12 protein-coding genes and 2 pseudogenes are annotated in these 15,885 nt (G+C 70.3%); 4 read left to right on the top strand and 10 right to left on the bottom strand.

From position 1 onward, the window contains the following. Positions 1–62: 62 nt before the first annotated feature. From ACQEVC_RS42625 to ACQEVC_RS42650, 6 genes are all read right to left on the bottom strand, one after another. The gene (locus ACQEVC_RS42625; RefSeq protein WP_432889831.1) at positions 63–2,546 is read right to left on the bottom strand and encodes a glycoside hydrolase family 97 catalytic domain-containing protein; all 2,484 of its coding nucleotides are present in this window, start codon (positions 2,544–2,546) and stop codon (positions 63–65) included. 511 nt (positions 2,547–3,057) lie between these two features. Continuing rightward, a complete protein-coding gene (locus ACQEVC_RS42630; RefSeq protein WP_432889833.1) occupies positions 3,058–3,918 on the bottom strand; it encodes an SDR family NAD(P)-dependent oxidoreductase in 861 nt (286 codons plus the stop codon). Between the two features lie 297 nt (positions 3,919–4,215). Then, positions 4,216–4,599 (bottom strand): DoxX family protein, encoded by a 384-nt coding sequence (locus ACQEVC_RS42635; RefSeq protein ID WP_432889835.1) that lies wholly within the window; start codon positions 4,597–4,599, stop codon positions 4,216–4,218. Between the two features lie 136 nt (positions 4,600–4,735). After that, positions 4,736–5,218 carry a carboxymuconolactone decarboxylase family protein gene (locus ACQEVC_RS42640; RefSeq protein WP_432889837.1) on the bottom strand — a complete coding sequence of 161 codons (483 nt, stop codon included), beginning with the start codon at positions 5,216–5,218 and terminating at the stop codon, positions 4,736–4,738. Positions 5,219–5,554: 336 nt separating this feature from the next. Further along, positions 5,555–6,760: an RNA polymerase sigma factor gene (locus tag ACQEVC_RS42645; protein WP_432889839.1), complete on the bottom strand. Its 1,206-nt coding sequence runs from the start codon at positions 6,758–6,760 to the stop codon at positions 5,555–5,557. Next, positions 6,748–7,119 (bottom strand): YciI family protein, encoded by a 372-nt coding sequence (locus tag ACQEVC_RS42650; RefSeq protein WP_432889841.1) that lies wholly within the window; start codon positions 7,117–7,119, stop codon positions 6,748–6,750. Before ACQEVC_RS42650 ends, ACQEVC_RS42645 begins: the two co-directional genes overlap by 13 nt. Before the next feature lie 88 nt (positions 7,120–7,207). Here ACQEVC_RS42650 and ACQEVC_RS42655 point away from each other — a divergent pair, with 88 nt between their 5' ends. Further along, positions 7,208–7,636 (top strand): YybH family protein, encoded by a 429-nt coding sequence (locus ACQEVC_RS42655; RefSeq protein ID WP_432889843.1) that lies wholly within the window; start codon positions 7,208–7,210, stop codon positions 7,634–7,636. Positions 7,637–7,813: 177 nt separating this feature from the next. On the opposite strand, the pseudogene ACQEVC_RS42660 reads toward ACQEVC_RS42655, so the two are convergent. Then, positions 7,814–8,104, bottom strand: a pseudogene (locus ACQEVC_RS42660) (helix-turn-helix domain-containing protein); the annotation flags it as partial. Positions 8,105–8,486: 382 nt separating this feature from the next. Here ACQEVC_RS42660 and ACQEVC_RS42665 point away from each other — a divergent pair. Next, on the top strand, positions 8,487–9,383 hold the full coding sequence (locus ACQEVC_RS42665) for an RNA polymerase sigma-70 factor (protein ID WP_432889845.1): 897 nt from the start codon (positions 8,487–8,489) through the stop codon (positions 9,381–9,383). A gap of 191 nt (positions 9,384–9,574) precedes the next feature. Here the strand turns inward: ACQEVC_RS42665 and ACQEVC_RS42670 are convergent. After that, positions 9,575–10,033 (bottom strand): annotated as a pseudogene (locus tag ACQEVC_RS42670) (transposase); the annotation flags it as partial. Positions 10,034–10,172: 139 nt separating this feature from the next. Further along, complete coding sequence (locus ACQEVC_RS42675; RefSeq protein WP_432889847.1) at positions 10,173–11,135, bottom strand: zinc-dependent alcohol dehydrogenase family protein; 963 nt, start codon at positions 11,133–11,135, stop codon at positions 10,173–10,175. Positions 11,136–11,237: 102 nt separating this feature from the next. On the opposite strand from ACQEVC_RS42675, the gene ACQEVC_RS42680 reads away from it, so the two are divergent. Then, positions 11,238–11,807: a TetR/AcrR family transcriptional regulator gene (locus ACQEVC_RS42680; protein ID WP_432889849.1), complete on the top strand. Its 570-nt coding sequence runs from the start codon at positions 11,238–11,240 to the stop codon at positions 11,805–11,807. A 138-nt stretch (positions 11,808–11,945) separates the two neighbouring features. Here ACQEVC_RS42680 and ACQEVC_RS42685 read toward each other — a convergent pair whose 3' ends face one another. Further along, positions 11,946–12,386 (bottom strand): Imm32 family immunity protein, encoded by a 441-nt coding sequence (locus ACQEVC_RS42685; protein WP_432889851.1) that lies wholly within the window; start codon positions 12,384–12,386, stop codon positions 11,946–11,948. Between the two features lie 206 nt (positions 12,387–12,592). Between ACQEVC_RS42685 and ACQEVC_RS42690 the strand changes: the two genes are divergently transcribed. Next, complete coding sequence (locus ACQEVC_RS42690) at positions 12,593–15,868, top strand: hypothetical protein (RefSeq protein WP_432889853.1); 3,276 nt, start codon at positions 12,593–12,595, stop codon at positions 15,866–15,868. Positions 15,869–15,885: the final 17 nt, after the last annotated feature.

Raw genomic sequence — 15,885 nt, forward strand, 5'->3', positions numbered from 1 at the left:
GCCGCGGCGGCGATCCATCTCTTGCCGTGTCTCATGGTTACTCCTTGATGGGTGGCCGAGCTTCAGCGCTCGGCCGTGGCGGTGGCGTGGTGGGTGTGGAGGCGACCCGATGCCCAGTCGACGTGGGCCGGCACCGGGTGGTTGGGCAGGGTATCCGCGTGCAGGCGCAGCGTGGCGGCGCCTCGAATCTCGACGTCGAGGTCGAGCGGAGATTCGCCCGAGCGGACGTCGGCGCTGAACAGCTGCACCCCGTCGGCGTGCACGCTCATCCGGGCGGCGGTGCCGGGGGTCTCGTCGTCGATGCCGATGCGGGCGGTGAAGCGGTCGGCCGAGCCGCCCAGGTAGAGCTCGATCCGTGACGGCGTGGACGCGCCGAGCCCGTCGTCGAACTCCGTCCCGGCGATGCGCATCCGGCGGCCGTCGCCCGGGTTGCCGCCACCGTTGCTCTGGTCACGCTCGATCGGGCCGCTCTCGTTCTCGAAGGCGACCATCGTCAGCGTCGACAGGCGGTGGGATCCGGGCGTCAGGGGTCGGAACAGGCGGGCGTGCGCCACGATCGGGACGCCCTCCTCGCCCGGCATCTCGACCGTGACCACGCCGGCCCGACCGGGCGCCAGGGCGGCAGGCGCACTGACCGTCCAGCGGTCACCGCCGAGGTGTTCCGCCGACCAGCCGGGTGGTAGCCGCAGGCGTCCGTCGGTCCGCAGGACGGCCGTGCCGTGCGGGTCGAGCAGTTGGACAGGCGGGTCCACCCGCGGAGCGGCCTGCTCGGGCCGCGCGACGGCCCGGTGCAGCCGGGCGCCGCGGGCGGCGAGGACGGCGACGAAGCCACCGTTGTCCGCCACCTCGACAACCAGGTTGTCGTCGACGGATCGCCGGGCAGACGTCAGGCCGCCGTCAGTGCGGTCGCCGACGATCCAGGCGTCGGCCGGCCCGAGTGCCAGCCGGTCGAGCGGGACGGTGAGACGGCGCGCCGGCCCGGTGGCGATACCGCCGATGAACCAGCGATCGCGGTGCCGGCGGGCGATGACGGCCTCGTGGTCCGGGTCACCGGCGAGCAGCACCGTCTCGTCCCACGCGGGCGCCAGTTCCGCGAGGAACCGCGCGGCATCCGGCCGGGCGAGATAGGCGTCGACGTCGTCGGCGAAGTGGGTGATGCCGCATTCGAACGCGACGCTGAGCGCGAGTTCGTGGCCGTCGCTCGTGGTCCGTCCCGGCGCCCCGAACGCGACCGGCGTGTAGTCCATCGCCCCGACCACGTTGCGGGTGAACGGCTGGATCACGTTGTGCGCGGCGGTCAGGGGCGTGTCCTGGTAGAAGACGTAGTACTCGCTGCCGCGGATGGCTTCGTAGCCGATGACCTGCGGCCAGGTTCGTGCCCATCCCCGCGGGATGACCGAGCCGTGGAAGTTCACGTGTAGGCCGAGCCGGGCGGTCTCGTCGAGGATCGTGTCGTACCAGCGGTAGCGATCCTTCGACTCGGACTCCATGAAGTCGACCTTGATGCCGGCGACGCCCCAGGACCGCCACAGCGCGAGCTTCGCCAGGTTCTCCAGCCCGTCGAGGTCATGCCAGACCGCCCACAGGTGTACCTGGATGCCGCGGCGACTTGCGTAGGCGACGATCTCGGGCACCCACGTCTCGTCCCAACCGCAGTCGACGAGGAGATGTTCCCAGCCGAGGCGGGCGGCGACGTCGACGAAGTGCCGCTGCCGGTGCAGCTGGGCACCGGAGTAGAAGTCCGACCACCACGACCAGGCGGCACGCCCCGGCCGTACCCACCGCGCGTCGGCCGACGGGTCGGGCGCGGGCGCCAACTCGTCGACGAAGCGGCTCTCGACGATCGCGGCGAGGTCGCCGATCATGAACACCCGCCAGGGAGTCACGGGACCGCGGGTGATCTCGACCGACTCGTCGGCCAGTGCGAACCGCGCCTCGCCCCCGCCGTCGATCTCGGCGTGGGCGCCGCTGAAGCGGCCGTCGATCGCCGCCTCGGTGAGCAGGACATACACGCCCGCCCGGGGCGAGCGGACGAGAAGCGGGAACCCGTAGGCGCCGGGAGGCAGTTCGGCGACGTCGGTGCCGAAGCGCGGCGTCTCGTACCAGGTCTGGTAGTCGAGCGCCCACACGCGGGCGTCGGGTTCGAACGTGAGCCGGGTGCGGTCGGCGTCGAGGCGGCCGTGGCCCTCCAGCCGGGCAAGCACGTAGCGGACGGCCACGCCGTCCACGCTCGCCCGGACGTGGATCTGCCACTCGACGCCGCTGTGGTGGCGCAGCTCGTAGCGCGTCTCGCGGTGCGCGTACCGGTGGGATCCCGTCGCCTTGCCGGACCGGGCAACCCACTCGTCGGTGATCTCGCGGTCGCGGGAGCGCAGGAGGACCGAACCGACGTCCAGGTCGACGCCGCCGACGCGGATGCCCAGCCGGACCCTGTCGAGGACAGTGCGTCCGTCGCGCCGCACACGCAGGACGACGCCGTCCGCTCGCGTCGCTACCTCGGGCTCGACACGCTCGGGCAGAGCCGTCGGACCGATCTCGTTGACCACATCGTCTCCGTGCCGTGCGGGGGCCGAGCGGGCGGATTCCCTGCGCGGCGGGTTCCGACGCTAGGTTCGCGGCCGCCCGCCGGGAATGTTCATTCGAACTCGAAGCCTGGACGATCCGCTTCTATCTGGGAGGGCCTTGTGGCAGCAAGACGATATCCGTGGCCCCTCCACAGGGACGATCAGCGCACGGTGGTGACCCGGTTGACGCGCAGGTTGGTGGAGATTCGCGCGTGCTCGGCGCAGGACCGGGACAGCCTGGGCGGCTTCACAACCGGGCCGATCGGCGCCGACGTCGTCGAGTACGGCGGTGACGTAGTCGACGCGGCGCTGCAGGGCGTACGCCTCGACGTCGTGCGGGGTGTCGCTGGCACCCAGTCCGAGCGGGTCGATGGCGATCACGGTGTGGGCGGTGGCCAGGGTCGGGGCATAGCCGCTCTGGGTCCAGTGCCGATCACCGTGAAGCACCCAGGTGACCCTGCGGTGTCTGCCTTCGGTGTTTGCCCACCCGCTCCTACGAGTCCTGCGGGTTCGGGGAGTACGTGTTGGCAAAGGCGGCGATCCGGTCGTCGCTGGTTGTTTGATCCTCGGCATCTCGCCGGAGTTCGATGCCGCCGGCCAGCCAGCCGCCATCGATGGTGAACACGCTGCCGGTGATGAACGACGCGCTCTCACTGGCCAGGAACGCGACCAGGTTGGCGACCTCCTCGCTGCGCCCCGGTCGACCCAACGGAAATTGGCTAGCGACGTCGAGTTCCTCGCCCATCTTCCGCATAAGGTCGTTACTGGCGATGTAGCCCGGGCAGATGGCGTTGACCCGGATACCCACCGGCCCCAGATCGAGGGCAGCCGACTTGACCAAGCCGAGCACACCGTGCTTCGACGCCGAGTACGCCGGTGACATTCGAACACCGGTGAGCCCGGCCGCCGACGAGGTGACCACGATTGAGCCACCGCCCACGTCGCGCATCGCCCGACCCGCCGCCTGCAGACCGAGCAGCACACCACGCAGGTTCACCGCCATCGTGCGGTCCCATTCCTGCAGCGGGTACTCCAGAACACTGGCCCAGTGTCCCGTTGCAGCGTTGAGATGTGCGATATGCACGGCGCCGTAACGGGCAATAGTTTCGCGGACCATCGCATCGTTGTCCTCTGGCGATGCCACGTCGACCCGTAGCCCGAACGCCTCGCCACCAGCAGCCGTGATCTTCTCGGCTGTCCGTTCAACGTTGTCGATGTTACGGCCGGCGCAGCAGACCCGCGCTCCCCGGGCCGCCAGCGTCGCCGCGGTCGCCGCGCCGATACCGGACCCAGCTCCGGTCACGACCGCAGCCCTCCCGGCCAGCGAACCCATTCCGTGCTCTGTCATAGTCATCGATTGCTTCCTCCCCTGATCCGAGATCGGGTCCTTTGCTCGAACACGAGGCGTCAGCGACTCGATCCTTCGTGACATCGCAGCTATGTGCCGTGCGGCGCGTGAAGACGACAGCCGGCGGCTCGTCCCTCCTGGCCGGGGACACGGGCGCCCACGGCGTCGCGCGGTGGCGCCGCCGCCACCGGCAGGTGACGAGCGAGAGGGCCTTCGGACCTTGCCGGTGGCAACTGGCACGAGGCCTTCCAACGCACCCCGACGAGGCGAGCGCCTCGGATGTAGCCAGAGGGCCGTATCCGATCAGCCGGTGAAGGACTCGGGGCCGAATCGGCCCCATGCCACGAAGGCGGCCAGGGCGAGATAGACCAGGTTTCCCACGGCTGACCTGGACTCGTGACGCCGGAGGTGCGTGATCATCGCGCCAACCATCAGCAACACGGTACCGACGGCAGCCACCGGCACCAGAACCGGCGCGATGTCGAGCGCGGCGGGCAGTACCAGGCCCACCGCGCCCAGAAGCTCGATGGCCCCGAGGACCCTGACGAAGCCGACGCTGGCATCTCCGGTCCATCCCCCGGCGGGGTGGGCGGCCAACTTCTCCTTGGACACGATCAGCTTGGTGGCGCCGCCGACCAGCAAGACAACGGCCAGCAGTCCCGCACTGATCCACAGAGCGAGGTTCAAGAGATTTCTCCTTGCAGAGTTGCAGGGGACTCTGATCTTGAAACGCCGGAGCGGCGACCGGGTCCCGGGTCAGGGGCAGGGTCAGGGCTGCCGATGCGAGACGGCACCAGTGGCCTCGGCCAGCAGGCACTCCTCGTTACCCGAACTGGGCGTGCTGGCCGGGCTGGTAGTCGCCGACGGGCTGCTGGACGATGACGTTCAGGCGGTTGACGGTGTTCATGACGGCGATGAGCAACACCAGGACGGCGAGCTGGTCCTCGTCATAGTGTCTGGCGGCGTTCGCCCAGACCTCGTCTGGTACACCACCGGCCGCGTCGGCGATGCGGGTGCCCTGCTCCGCCAGTTGCAGGGCAGCGCGCTCGGCGTCGGTGAACACCGTGGCCTCCCGCCAGGCCGCGACCAGGTTGAGGCGTACTGAGGTCTCCCCGGCGTGCGCGGCTTCCTTGGTGTGCATGTCGACGCAGACACCGCAGCCATTGATCTGACTGACGCGGAGCGTCACCAGTTGCTGCGTCGCGGCTGGCAGCGTTGACTCCGAGAACACCTTGCCCGCCGACAGGATGTACTTCAGGGACTTGGCTGCGACCGGGTTGCCGAGAAGGTTCAAGCGAGCATCCATCGTGCACTCCTTGCTGTGGTAGCTGGTCGAGCATGAGATGCCAACGACTCGATCCTTGTGACAGTGCGCCTACGTGACGTGCGTCATGCACAGGCGAGCAGCATCAGCCCCATTCCTCTTGGCTGGGTGACGAGGACGGCCCGCCGCGCCGAGCGCAATGTCGCAGCTCGCGAACGTCGCCCCGCATCGTCCGAATCCTTGAACCTTTTGAACCTCCCCTGGCGGTCCGTCGGCGCGCGAGGTCGGACGCGGGACCTTTTTCAACGTGGCCAGGGCGGCAAACCCGGCGCCGGCCAGTGGCCCGGATGCGCGGCCCGATGTCAGGTTGAAGAAGATTCACAGGAGCTGCGCGGCCCGCGACTCCAGATAGCGCTGCTCGGGCCGGCTGAGCGTGAGCCGCGCCGCCAGCCGGTAATGCTCCTGCGCCCCGGCCCGGTCGCCGGCCAGCTCCAGCAGATGGGCCCGCACCGCCGCGGTCCGGTGGTGCCGGGCCAGCACCGGATCCTCGGCGATCTGGTCCAGAGCGGCGAGCCCGGCTTCCGGGCCGTCGACCATGGCACGCGCCACGATCCTGTTCAGCGTGACCATCGGGCTCGGGGCGAGTGCGTGCAGCATCCCGTACAGGGCGAGGATCTGCGGCCAATCGGTGTCCTCGGCGCGCGCTGCCTCGTCGTGCACCGCCGCGATCGCGGCCTGCAGCTGGAACGGGCCGATTGGGGCCCGCGCCAGCGTGTGGGTGATGATCGCGACGCCTTCGGCGATCGCGGCCGCGGCCCAGCGGCGCCGGTCCTGCTCGGCGAGTGGGACCAGGGTGCCGTCCGGCCGGGTACGCGAGGGCCGGCGCGCGTCGGTGAGCAGCATCAACGCGAGCAGCCCGGCCACCTCGCCGTCGTCCGGCAGGCGCCGGTGCAGCTGCCGGGTCAGCCGGATCGCCTCCCGGGTCAGCTCCACCCGGTTCAAGGCGTCGCCGGAGCTGGCCGTGTAGCCCTCGTTGAAGATCAGGTAGAGCACGTGGCAGACCGCGGTGAGACGCTCGCCGAGCTCGCCCGGCGCGGGCATCTCGAACCGGGTGCCGGTGTCGCGGATCCGCTGCTTGGCCCGGTTGATCCGTTGGCTCACGGTGGCCTCTGGCAGCAGCAGCGCCCGGGCGATCTCCGCGGTGGTGAGCCCGCCGACCGCCCGCAGGGTGAGCGTGACCTGCGCCGGCACGCTCAGTGCGGGATGGCAGCAGAGCAGCAGCAACGCCAGCTCGTCGTCGCCACGGACCTGCGGCGCGGGCTCGTGCCGGACCGCCTCCTCGCGGCGCCGGCGGGCCGTCTCGTTGCGCAGCAGGTCCACCCGCCGACGGCTCGCCACGGTGATCAGCCAGTTCCGCGGCTGCTCCGGGACACCGGTCCCCGGCCACTGCTCGGCAGCCGCGATCAGCGCCTCCTGCACCGCGTCCTCGCAGGCCTCGAAGTCGCCATAGCGGCGCACCACGGCGGCCAGGACCTGCGGCGCGCACTCGCGCAGCAGGTCCGGCAGCCCGGTCACAGATCCCATGTGCTCATATCGAGGATCGGGCGCACCTCGACCCGGGTGTACGCGGCGTCCGGCGCCTTCGCGGCCCAGGCGACCGCCTCGTCGAGATCCGCGACGTCGATCAGGTAGAAGCCGGCCAGGTGCTCCTTGACCTCGGCGTACGGGCCGTCGGAGGTGATCGTCCTACCGTCGCGCACCGAGACCTGGGTGGCCAGGGCCGGGTCGCCCAACCCTTCGCTGACCACCAGCACGCCGGCCTCGCGCATCTCCTCGGTCAGCCGCAGGTGACCGAGGCCGAAGTCGGTCCGCTGCTGATCGGTCAGCGTCTCCCAGACGGCCAGCGACTGCGGGTTCGACTGGATCAGGATCAGGTATTTCATGGCTTCTCTCCTTCTCTCTTGCCCGGGATGTCGAAACCGGCCGGCCCGGCTTCGACATCCCGGGCAAGAGAGAAAGGTAGGACCTGTCATGGACGAGATCCGGGAAGCCATCGAGGGCAAGGCCGCGCTGCTGCAGAAAGGTGACGCCAAGGCCATCCTGTCGTACTACGCGCCCAGCTTTGTCGAGTACACCCTCGCACCGCCGCTGCGCCAGCCCGGCGACGGCCGGAACCCGGCCGCGCTGGAGGCCTGGATAGCCACCTTCGAGGCGCCGCCGCGCCGCGAGGTCACCCAGTTGGAGATCACCACGGACGGCGACGTGGCGTTCGCGACCAGCCTCGACTGCCTGACCGCCGTGCCTCGCGGCTCGACCGAGAGCTTCAGCCTGTGGTTCCGAGTGACGCTAGGGTTGCGCCGCATCGACGGGCGCTGGCTGGTGACGCACGAGCACGAGTCGGTGCCGTTCGAGATGGACGGCTCGTTCCGCGCCTCGACCGGGCTGACCCCCACCGACTGAGGCGATCAGGGGCGCTGGGCCGCCGCCGACGCCCTCGGCAGCGGCCCTCAGCCGGAGGAAGGCTTCCGGCCCTTTCATCCTGCGTAGCGGTTGGCTTCGACATGGTGCAGGACGAGGATGGCTTGCACGATCGCGGTCGCGCGGTGCGGGCAACAGCGCAGCTTGGCCAGGATCTTCCAGCATGCGGATGCGTCGCATCGCGGTGTCCAGGTCGTCGGCGGCCGCGCTGAGCAGGGTTATCGCTTCTTGGACGTAGCGCCAGGCGGTGGCGACGCCGACCTCGAAGCCGGCCGCGAGGCGGGTGTAGGTGTCGCCATTGCGCAGATGGGCCAGGGCGAGCAGGGCCTGTCGGCCGGGGTCGAGGCGCCGCCACCGGGATCGACACTGCTTGCGGTGACCGCGGATGCGTTCGGCGAGGTGGTTCAGGGTTCGGCTGGACAACGGGATCGTGGCGAGGTAGGACAGCATGTCCAGGCTCCCGGTCGGGGCTTCGGGTCCTGGTCGACAGCTGTCCTATCTGGAGCCTCGCACCTATCGATCACCGGGGGTGCCACACCGACCTCCACGTACGGAAGAGCGTCAGCTGTCTCTCGTGGGAGGCCGGCACGTGGTGTGGATCATGTTTCGACTCCTTTCTTGCGTCGGTGTCACAAAACGGTGCGGCCCGGTGTCTTGTGGGTGGCACAGTCGAGAGCGGAGAGACAGGAGCCATCCATGGCCAGGACGTTCCGGACCCCGACGGGCCCTTCATCATGCGCTCGTGGTTGAGGTACGCGGCGGCCGGGCTGCACGGCCGGGGCGGCGACGTGTGCGAGTCACCACTCACGCGGCGGAAGACCGCGCCGGGGAGATGAGGGAGGACGGCCGCCTGGACCCCGCCACAGCCGCGTTCCTGGCCCACCGCAGCCTGCTCTTCACCGTCGCCTACGAGATGCTCGGGTCGGCCGCCGACGCGGAGGACGTCCTCCAGGAGACCTGGCTGCGGTGGGCGGACGTCGATCTCGACACGGTGCGGGACCAGCGCGCGTATCTGGTCCGGATCACCACCCGCCAGGCGCTCATCCGGCTACGTACGCTGCGCCGGCGCAAGGAGACGTACATCGGGCCCTGGCTGCCCGAACCGCTACTCACCGCCCCCGACGTGGCCGAGGACGTCGAACTCGCCGACAGCCTCTCGATGGCGATGCTACTGGTGCTGGAGACCCTCACCCCGACCGAGCGGGCCGTGTTCGTGCTGCGCGAGGTGTTCGACCTCGGCTACGACGAGATCGCGGAAGCCGTCGACAAGACCTCGACCGCTGTCCGCCAGGTCGCCCACCGGGCGCGGGCACACGTCGCAGCGCGCCGACCGCGCGACGTCGTCTCCCCAGCCGAGACCCGAGCCGCGCTCGAGGCCTTCCAACGGGCGGTCGAAACGGGCGACCTGCAGAGCCTGCTCGACATCCTCGCGCCGGATGTCGTCGCCTTGAGTGACGGTGGCGGAGTCAAGCAGGCCATGCCACGACCCATCGTGGGAGCCGACAAGGTGGTCCGCGTGTTCGCCGTCGGCTTGGCCATGGTCGGCACCGAGATGTCGCTCGAGCCGGCACACGTCAACGGCTACCCGGCATTGATCATGCGGCTCAACGGGGAGATCGACGGCGTCGTCGCGGTACGGGTCGAAGACAGCCTCGTCACCGGGCTCTACTACGTGCGCAATCCCGAGAAGCTGTCGCGTGTCGAGCGGGAGACTGCCGTGAGCCGCTGAACCCGGGGCCCCGATGGCCGCCGATTGCCGGACGGTCGCCTGCGTTACCGGGCCGCAGCATGACCACCAGCAACTCGCCGGTGTTTCCCGGGCGACCAGACTCGGGTCGTGCCCGTAGGTGCGGCCTCAGCTTCGACCGTGAGGGCTCCGCGTGCCGGACCGCGTCTGTCGAGTGATTCGTCTCGTGCATGTCACAACGACCTGGCCGCGCGCAGCCAGATCGACGGGATGCGCAGGCGTCGGCGGCGTCGGCCGTGGATCAGGCGTGCGGCGGTGTGGAGCACGCGGTAGCGCAGGGTCTTCGGTTCGCAGCGGGTCAGGTCGCCGCCGAGGGCGAGTGGTTGCAGCCAGGCGATGAGGTCGGCGGCGATCGCGGTGGGGGCGCACCATGCCTGGTCGATGGCGAACTCGCGTGCGGGGAGTCGGCGCAACGCGGTGTGCTTGGCGCAGCGGATCCGGTCTTCGACTCGGGCGTGGGCGCGGTGGCGGGCTTCCAGCCATTGCAGTGCCCCGACCTGTGTGTTGGTGACGAACGCGGGGTAGCGCCAGCCGTCGCGCTCCTCGAACAGCGACAGTTGCGCGCCCGGGTGCGGGCGCTCACGGCGCCGGATGACCCGTATGTCGGGCGGCCAGCCGGTCGGGGTGAGCAGCCTATGTCCGCATGCCAAGCCACAGGTGCAGACCGTCGCGCTGCTAGCGATCGGATTGCGGCAACCTGTGTGTGCTTGGCTGACAAGCCCGGGGGCGTCGTGCCGCGCGAGCCAGTCGTCGTCTGTGACGATCATGCGATTACGGAGTCAGCACAATTCTTCCGAAGACCTCACCAGCCTCCATCTTCTGGTGCGCCAGCACGGCGTGCTCCAGCGGCAGCACGTCGTGCACCACCGTCTGGAGCTGGCTGCGACCTGCGGCAGCGAACTGCTTCATCCTCACCGCACGTCGAGCGGGCTCGGCTACCGTCGCGGCGCTGAAGGTGGCGAAGGACATCGACTTCTGGAAGGCGGCCATCAACCTCGTACCGAAGTCTGCCGGCGGCTGGCCCCCGACGGCGCCGACAACCACAAGTCGACCCTCAGGTTCAAGCCTGTCAAAGAACGAAGGCATGCCCTTACCCGCTACCACGTCGATGATGACGTCGTAGCCCGTGGGATCGTCCGGCCCTCCTTCGCCGAGGCGGTCCAGCACGTGGGTCGCACCGAGGTCGCGCAATCGACGACCACGCTCAGGGGAGGAGGTGGTGACTGCCACAGCGCTGGCACCGCCGAGAGCCGCGAGTTGGACCGTCATGATCCCGATGCTGCCGGCCGCGCCGCGCACCAGCACGGCCTCGCCCGACGAGAAGTGAGCGTGGGAGAGACCGAAGTGAGCTACGACTCCGGCGCTTCCGAGTGTCACGGCGTCGACGGCAGAGAGGCCCGCCGGGAGGGGCACGACTTCTCCGATCGGCGCGATCGCCTGCTCGACATAGCCGCCGCCCGTGCCGGTGAACGCCCACACGCGCTGCCCGACCCATGCGGGGTCGACGCCCTCGCCCACCGCAGTCACCGTCCCCGCCACCTCGCCGCCCGGAATATGACCCTTTCGGTAGCCGTAGGCAGCGAGAGCACCGCTTCGGATCATGACGTCGACGCCTCCGACGCCAATCGCCTCACTGGCGATAAGTACCTGTCCCTGAGCGGGAACCGGGCCGGGGATGTCGATGACTGCGAGCCCTTCGGGACCGCCGAACTCGCTGATCGCGACTGCCTTCACTTTTATTCCTCTTCGTGAGCTAAGTCAAAGCCGCCGTAAAGCGACCCCTGGCTGCTTGGGAAGCTAACCGGACGCCGGCATCCGGTTAGCTAAAATGAGAGAGTGCTCGACCGTTTGCCTCAGAACCTGCGCTCGGACGCGCTAGACAATCGTGGGCGGATCCTCGCCGCGGCTCGGGCGGTGTTCGCCGCTGAAGGCCTGGACGTGCCGATGCGCGAGATAGCCCGGCGCGCCGGGGTCGGCCCCGCGACCCTCTACCGCCACTTCCCCACCAAGCAGGCGCTGGCCACTGAGGCCCTCGCAGAGCAGATGTACGCATGCCACGCCGTCGTCGAGGAAGGGCTCGCCGACCCGGATCCGTGGCACGGCTTGTGCCTCGTGATCGAGAGACTCTTCGAGCTGCACGCCCGAAGCCGGGGGTTGACCACCGCGTTCGCCTCGGCCTTCCCGCACGCACTGGATCTCGCCGCGATACGCGCACAGGCGCTCACCTCGCTCGCCGAGCTCACGCGCCGCGCCAAGGACACCGGCCACCTGCGGCCCGATTTCGTCCTGGACGACCTCATCCTCATGCTGATGGCCAACGGCGGCTTGTACGGCACATCGACGAACGCCAGAGTCGCTGCCTCCGGCCGCTTCGCCGCGTTCGCGATTCGCGCGTTCCGTGCTTGATCGGTACTCACCGCGATGCCCTGTGGTTCGATCGGCTTCTGCCCCACGCTCAGGAAGGCGATCTAGAGGTCCATATGGTCCCCGCGTCGTGGCCGTCAGCAATTTGATCGACAGAAGCGGATGGGCGGGTCGCCGAGATCAGTACGTTAGCTGCTGCGGCGCGTCCGGCCAGTCGGCCACGATGACCAATGGGACTGAATCCGGCGACCGGTAGTGGTCCCCAGGAAGGTACTCGATGTGCTGATGCCGGTTGACTGTCCGGTCATCGGCGGTCTCGGCTTGCTCAGCCACGCCGTCGAGCGCATCCCAAACGATGTCGAGATACTCGCGACCACCGGAGAAGCGCAGCGTGGTCCCGTCTTGCATACGGACGAGCAGCGGGCCGGCAGTCGCCTCTTGCCTGACAGCCCCGCCGGTGATCGCCACCTCGAAGGGCTCAGAATGTTGGCGTAGCAGCCGACCGAGGCCGCGGAGGGCAGCTGGCGGCCCGGCAAGCTCCAACTCGCCGTCGTCAACAGAAAGACGGCAGCGCTGGTGATCGTCCATCGGCGCATTGTCCCGCACCTTGCGGCCCCTCACGTCGCCGGCACCGTTTCCGATCTGCCGCCGAGCGGGCGCGGTGACAGGTCGCCTACAAGTCACCAGGCCTGACGGCTCTGGCTGGCGTGTGGCGCACGGTCATGCCGATGACCCGGATGCCGGGCGGTGTCCGTTGCCTTGAAGATCGGCCGGCTGGCCCATCGTCGGGTGATATTGGCTCTCGTGGTCGAGTCTGGGCAGGCAGAATGTGCGCCGTGCTCGCATCCACCCGGGAACTGCTGACGTCGTTGGATTCGTTGCCCTATCGGCAGCGGCTACGCCACGTGGCCGGGTGGGCGCGCGTCTCCGCCGATCGCGTCGAGGTGTGTGCCGACCTGCGGGGTCTGGGCGCGTATGAGCGTCATCTGGCCCTGGTCGCTTCGATGGTGGTGCGCGACGCTCAGGGTGTCGAGGCCGCGTTACAGGATCCGCAGCCGTCGATCAAGGCCGTGGCGCTCGGCGCGGCCGCGCGTGCTGGCCTGCTCGGTGGGGCGGAAGTGGACCTGTCGGCGGTTGAGCGGCGGCGTATCTATCGCCTGCTGCGCCGGCTGAAGGCGTCGGCGACCGCGGACGCCCTGGTCGCCGGGGTCCGGGCTGAGTACGGCGATGACGAGGCGGCGGCCGTGCTGCCCGCGTGCAGCGCGCCGGTGGTGCGGTCGCTGCTGCCTGAGCTGGAGCACGCGGCCGGCATCGGGGCGCTCATGCGCCGGCACCCCGGCCTGGTTCTGGAGCGGGTGGAGGCACGACTGGCCGCGGCCACGCCCGAAGTCCGCGACCGGATCTGGAACGAGGTGGGCCATGCGCTGCTCGCCGGCGACCCGGCCACGGTCCTCGGCCTCTTGGAGCGGTACGCGCCGCCGACTCGCCTGCCCGGCGGCCTGACTGCGTACGGCCTGCTCGCCGCGCATGACCCGGGCCGCGTCGTGGCCCTGCTCACCGCGCCGGACCGGGCCGCCTGGGTCCGGCGTGCCGGACTGCCGCCTGCGGTGCTGCGCCGTTTGGCCGTGCTACCCACCGACCGGCTCGTCCCACTGGCCTGCCTGGTCCGGGACAACGCCACAACGTTCGCGGCGCTGCTCGACGAACTCCCGCCGGCGCGGCGCGGCGAACTGTACGACGGCGCGCTGGCCGAGGTGAACACCGCCACCCGGGTACCGGCGACGGAGGTCATGGAGGTGCTGCCCGCGGCGGTCCGGATCCGGGAGGCGACCCGCTTGCTGGGGCTGCCGGAGATCCGCGAGCGGGAAGACATGGTGCGCTACTGGAGCTCGTTCCTGGCCTGGCCGGATGCGTCGGCCGCGCTTGCGGACGCGTTGCGCTCCGGCGACGCCGGCGAGCGGGCCCAGGCGTACGGAATGCTGGTGCACGCCGCCCGGCGCTCACGCGACCCGCAGGTCGTCGCCGAGCTGGTGGACCGGCTCGGCCGGCTCCACAATGAGCAGGACCCGGTCCGCTCTGCCGCGCTGAGCGCGCTCTCCTCGGTCGCCCGCCTGCTCACCCCCGCCGCGGCGGCCGGGCTGACCCGGCTGACCACCGACGCTGTCGAGGCGCGGGACGGGTCGGCCGTGACGACGTCCGCGCTGAGCGCCCTCGCCGCGGACACTCTGCAACATCACGTCGAGGTGCCCGAACTGCGCGAGTGGGCGCTGCTGACCATCGACCTGGTCGGCTCCACCGCGCAGGTACCGGTGCTGCGCCGGTTCGACCTGGTGCTGCGCCGTGGGCAGGAGACCATGGTCGCCGATCGGTTGTCCGGCTGGGTCACGGCCGCTATGGAGCGTGGCCGCTACGGGCCGCTGTTCGCGCTCACCGGAGCGCTCGGCAAGCGCGCCTGGCGGGTGCCCGAGCTGCAGGAGCTGCTGCACCGGGCGACCGGCCGGCACAGCCCGGAGTCGGTGGCCGCCCGAGCCGTCGAGCTGTGGCTGGACAACCCCCGAGGGCGCAGCGACCGCGTTGAGCAGGTCCTTACCGCCGACCCAACCACGGTGACGCTCCCGGTCGTGTGGCGGGCGATCTGCACAACCCGCACCGACCTGCTGGACCGGGTGCTCGACCATCCGCCGCGGGGCCGGTTCGTCTCCGATCACCTCCGCTGGGTGCCGGGCTGGCCGGTCCACCCCGAGCGGTGGCTGCCCCGCCAGCACGCTACGTACGTAGGGTTGCAGGAGCGCGTCATGGCCGACACGGCGGCCGGCGTACGGCAACGGGCCGCGGCTATCAGGGCCGCCGCCCCGATCCCCGCGCTGGGGCGGGAGCCGGTGCTGCGCTACATCGACTCGCCCACGGTGGTGCTCGCCGAGGCGGCGCTCGGCGCGCTGGTGTGGACCGACCGGCCCGCCGATGCGCTGCCCCTGCTGCTCCAACACGCCGGAGACGACCGGGCCCGGGTGGCGCTCTACGCGGCCGGGCGCGCGGTGCGATTCGTGGCGCCGTCGCGGCTGCCCGCCGCACTGCATCCGGTGCTGCTCAACCCCGGCACCAAGGTGACCAGCCGGAAGGAGGCCGCGCGCCTGCTGGCCCGGTACGGCCCGCCGCAGGTGATGGGAACGCTGCTCGACACGTATACGAACCCGCAGACGCACCGCGACGTCCGCGCGGCGATCGTCTCCGCCGCTCGTCAGCGGCTCGACACCGAGGCGAGCTGGACGATCCTCGACACGGCCCTGCGCGGCAGCAGGGAGGAATGCCGCGCCGTGCTTGCGGCCTCCGCGAGCGATGTCGCCGACCGGCACCGGGCACGCTACGCGGCACTCATCACCGAGGCATGCCGCGCCATTGACCGCGAAGTCCGAAGGGCCGCGTTCCAGCAGCTGCCGTACTGGTCCCACTGGGCCGGCGACATCACCGAGCTGGTCGTGGAAAGACTCACCGACCTCGGCGAGCACCGCGCCACGATCGACATCGCCCAACTGCTGCGCACGTTGCATGGTGCCGGCCTCGACGTCGCCTTCGACCGCCTCACGCGACGCGACGCCGCGGACTCCCAGCCGGCCGGGCCCGGGGCCGACCGGCCGGCCCGCCGACGCATCGAAACCCTGGCGCAGGCAGCGGTGACCTGGGCGCGCATCACACCCCTGGATACCAACCGGTTGGCGATGGTCACAGCGGCCCGGCAGCTCGCCGCACAACCCGCCTTCACCGGGACGGCGACAGCGATGCTGGTCGGTCTCGGACGCCTCGACAACCTCGACCAGATCGCCGACCTATGCGCCGGTCGGCCCGCGCTGGCCGTCCGCACAGCCGCACGGGTGGCTGCCCGCCTGCGGGAACTGCCGAACTCCACGGACGCCACCGTCCTCCGGCCGTCCATCCTCCGGCTGGCCGGCCGAGGCGACCTCGCCGGTGGACTCTTCGCCATCGAACTCACCCGGCCCGGCGCCACGTTCGGATGGTCCACAGCCTGGCGGGACCTCCTGCTCCAGCTACGCCACCATCCCGATCCCGACGTGCGCGAGGAGGCGTACACCGTCGACATGACGTAGGGCTGCTGTGCACGAGG

It is taken from the genome of Plantactinospora sp. CA-294935, assembly GCF_050936445.1.
Taxonomy (GTDB): domain Bacteria; phylum Actinomycetota; class Actinomycetes; order Mycobacteriales; family Micromonosporaceae; genus Plantactinospora.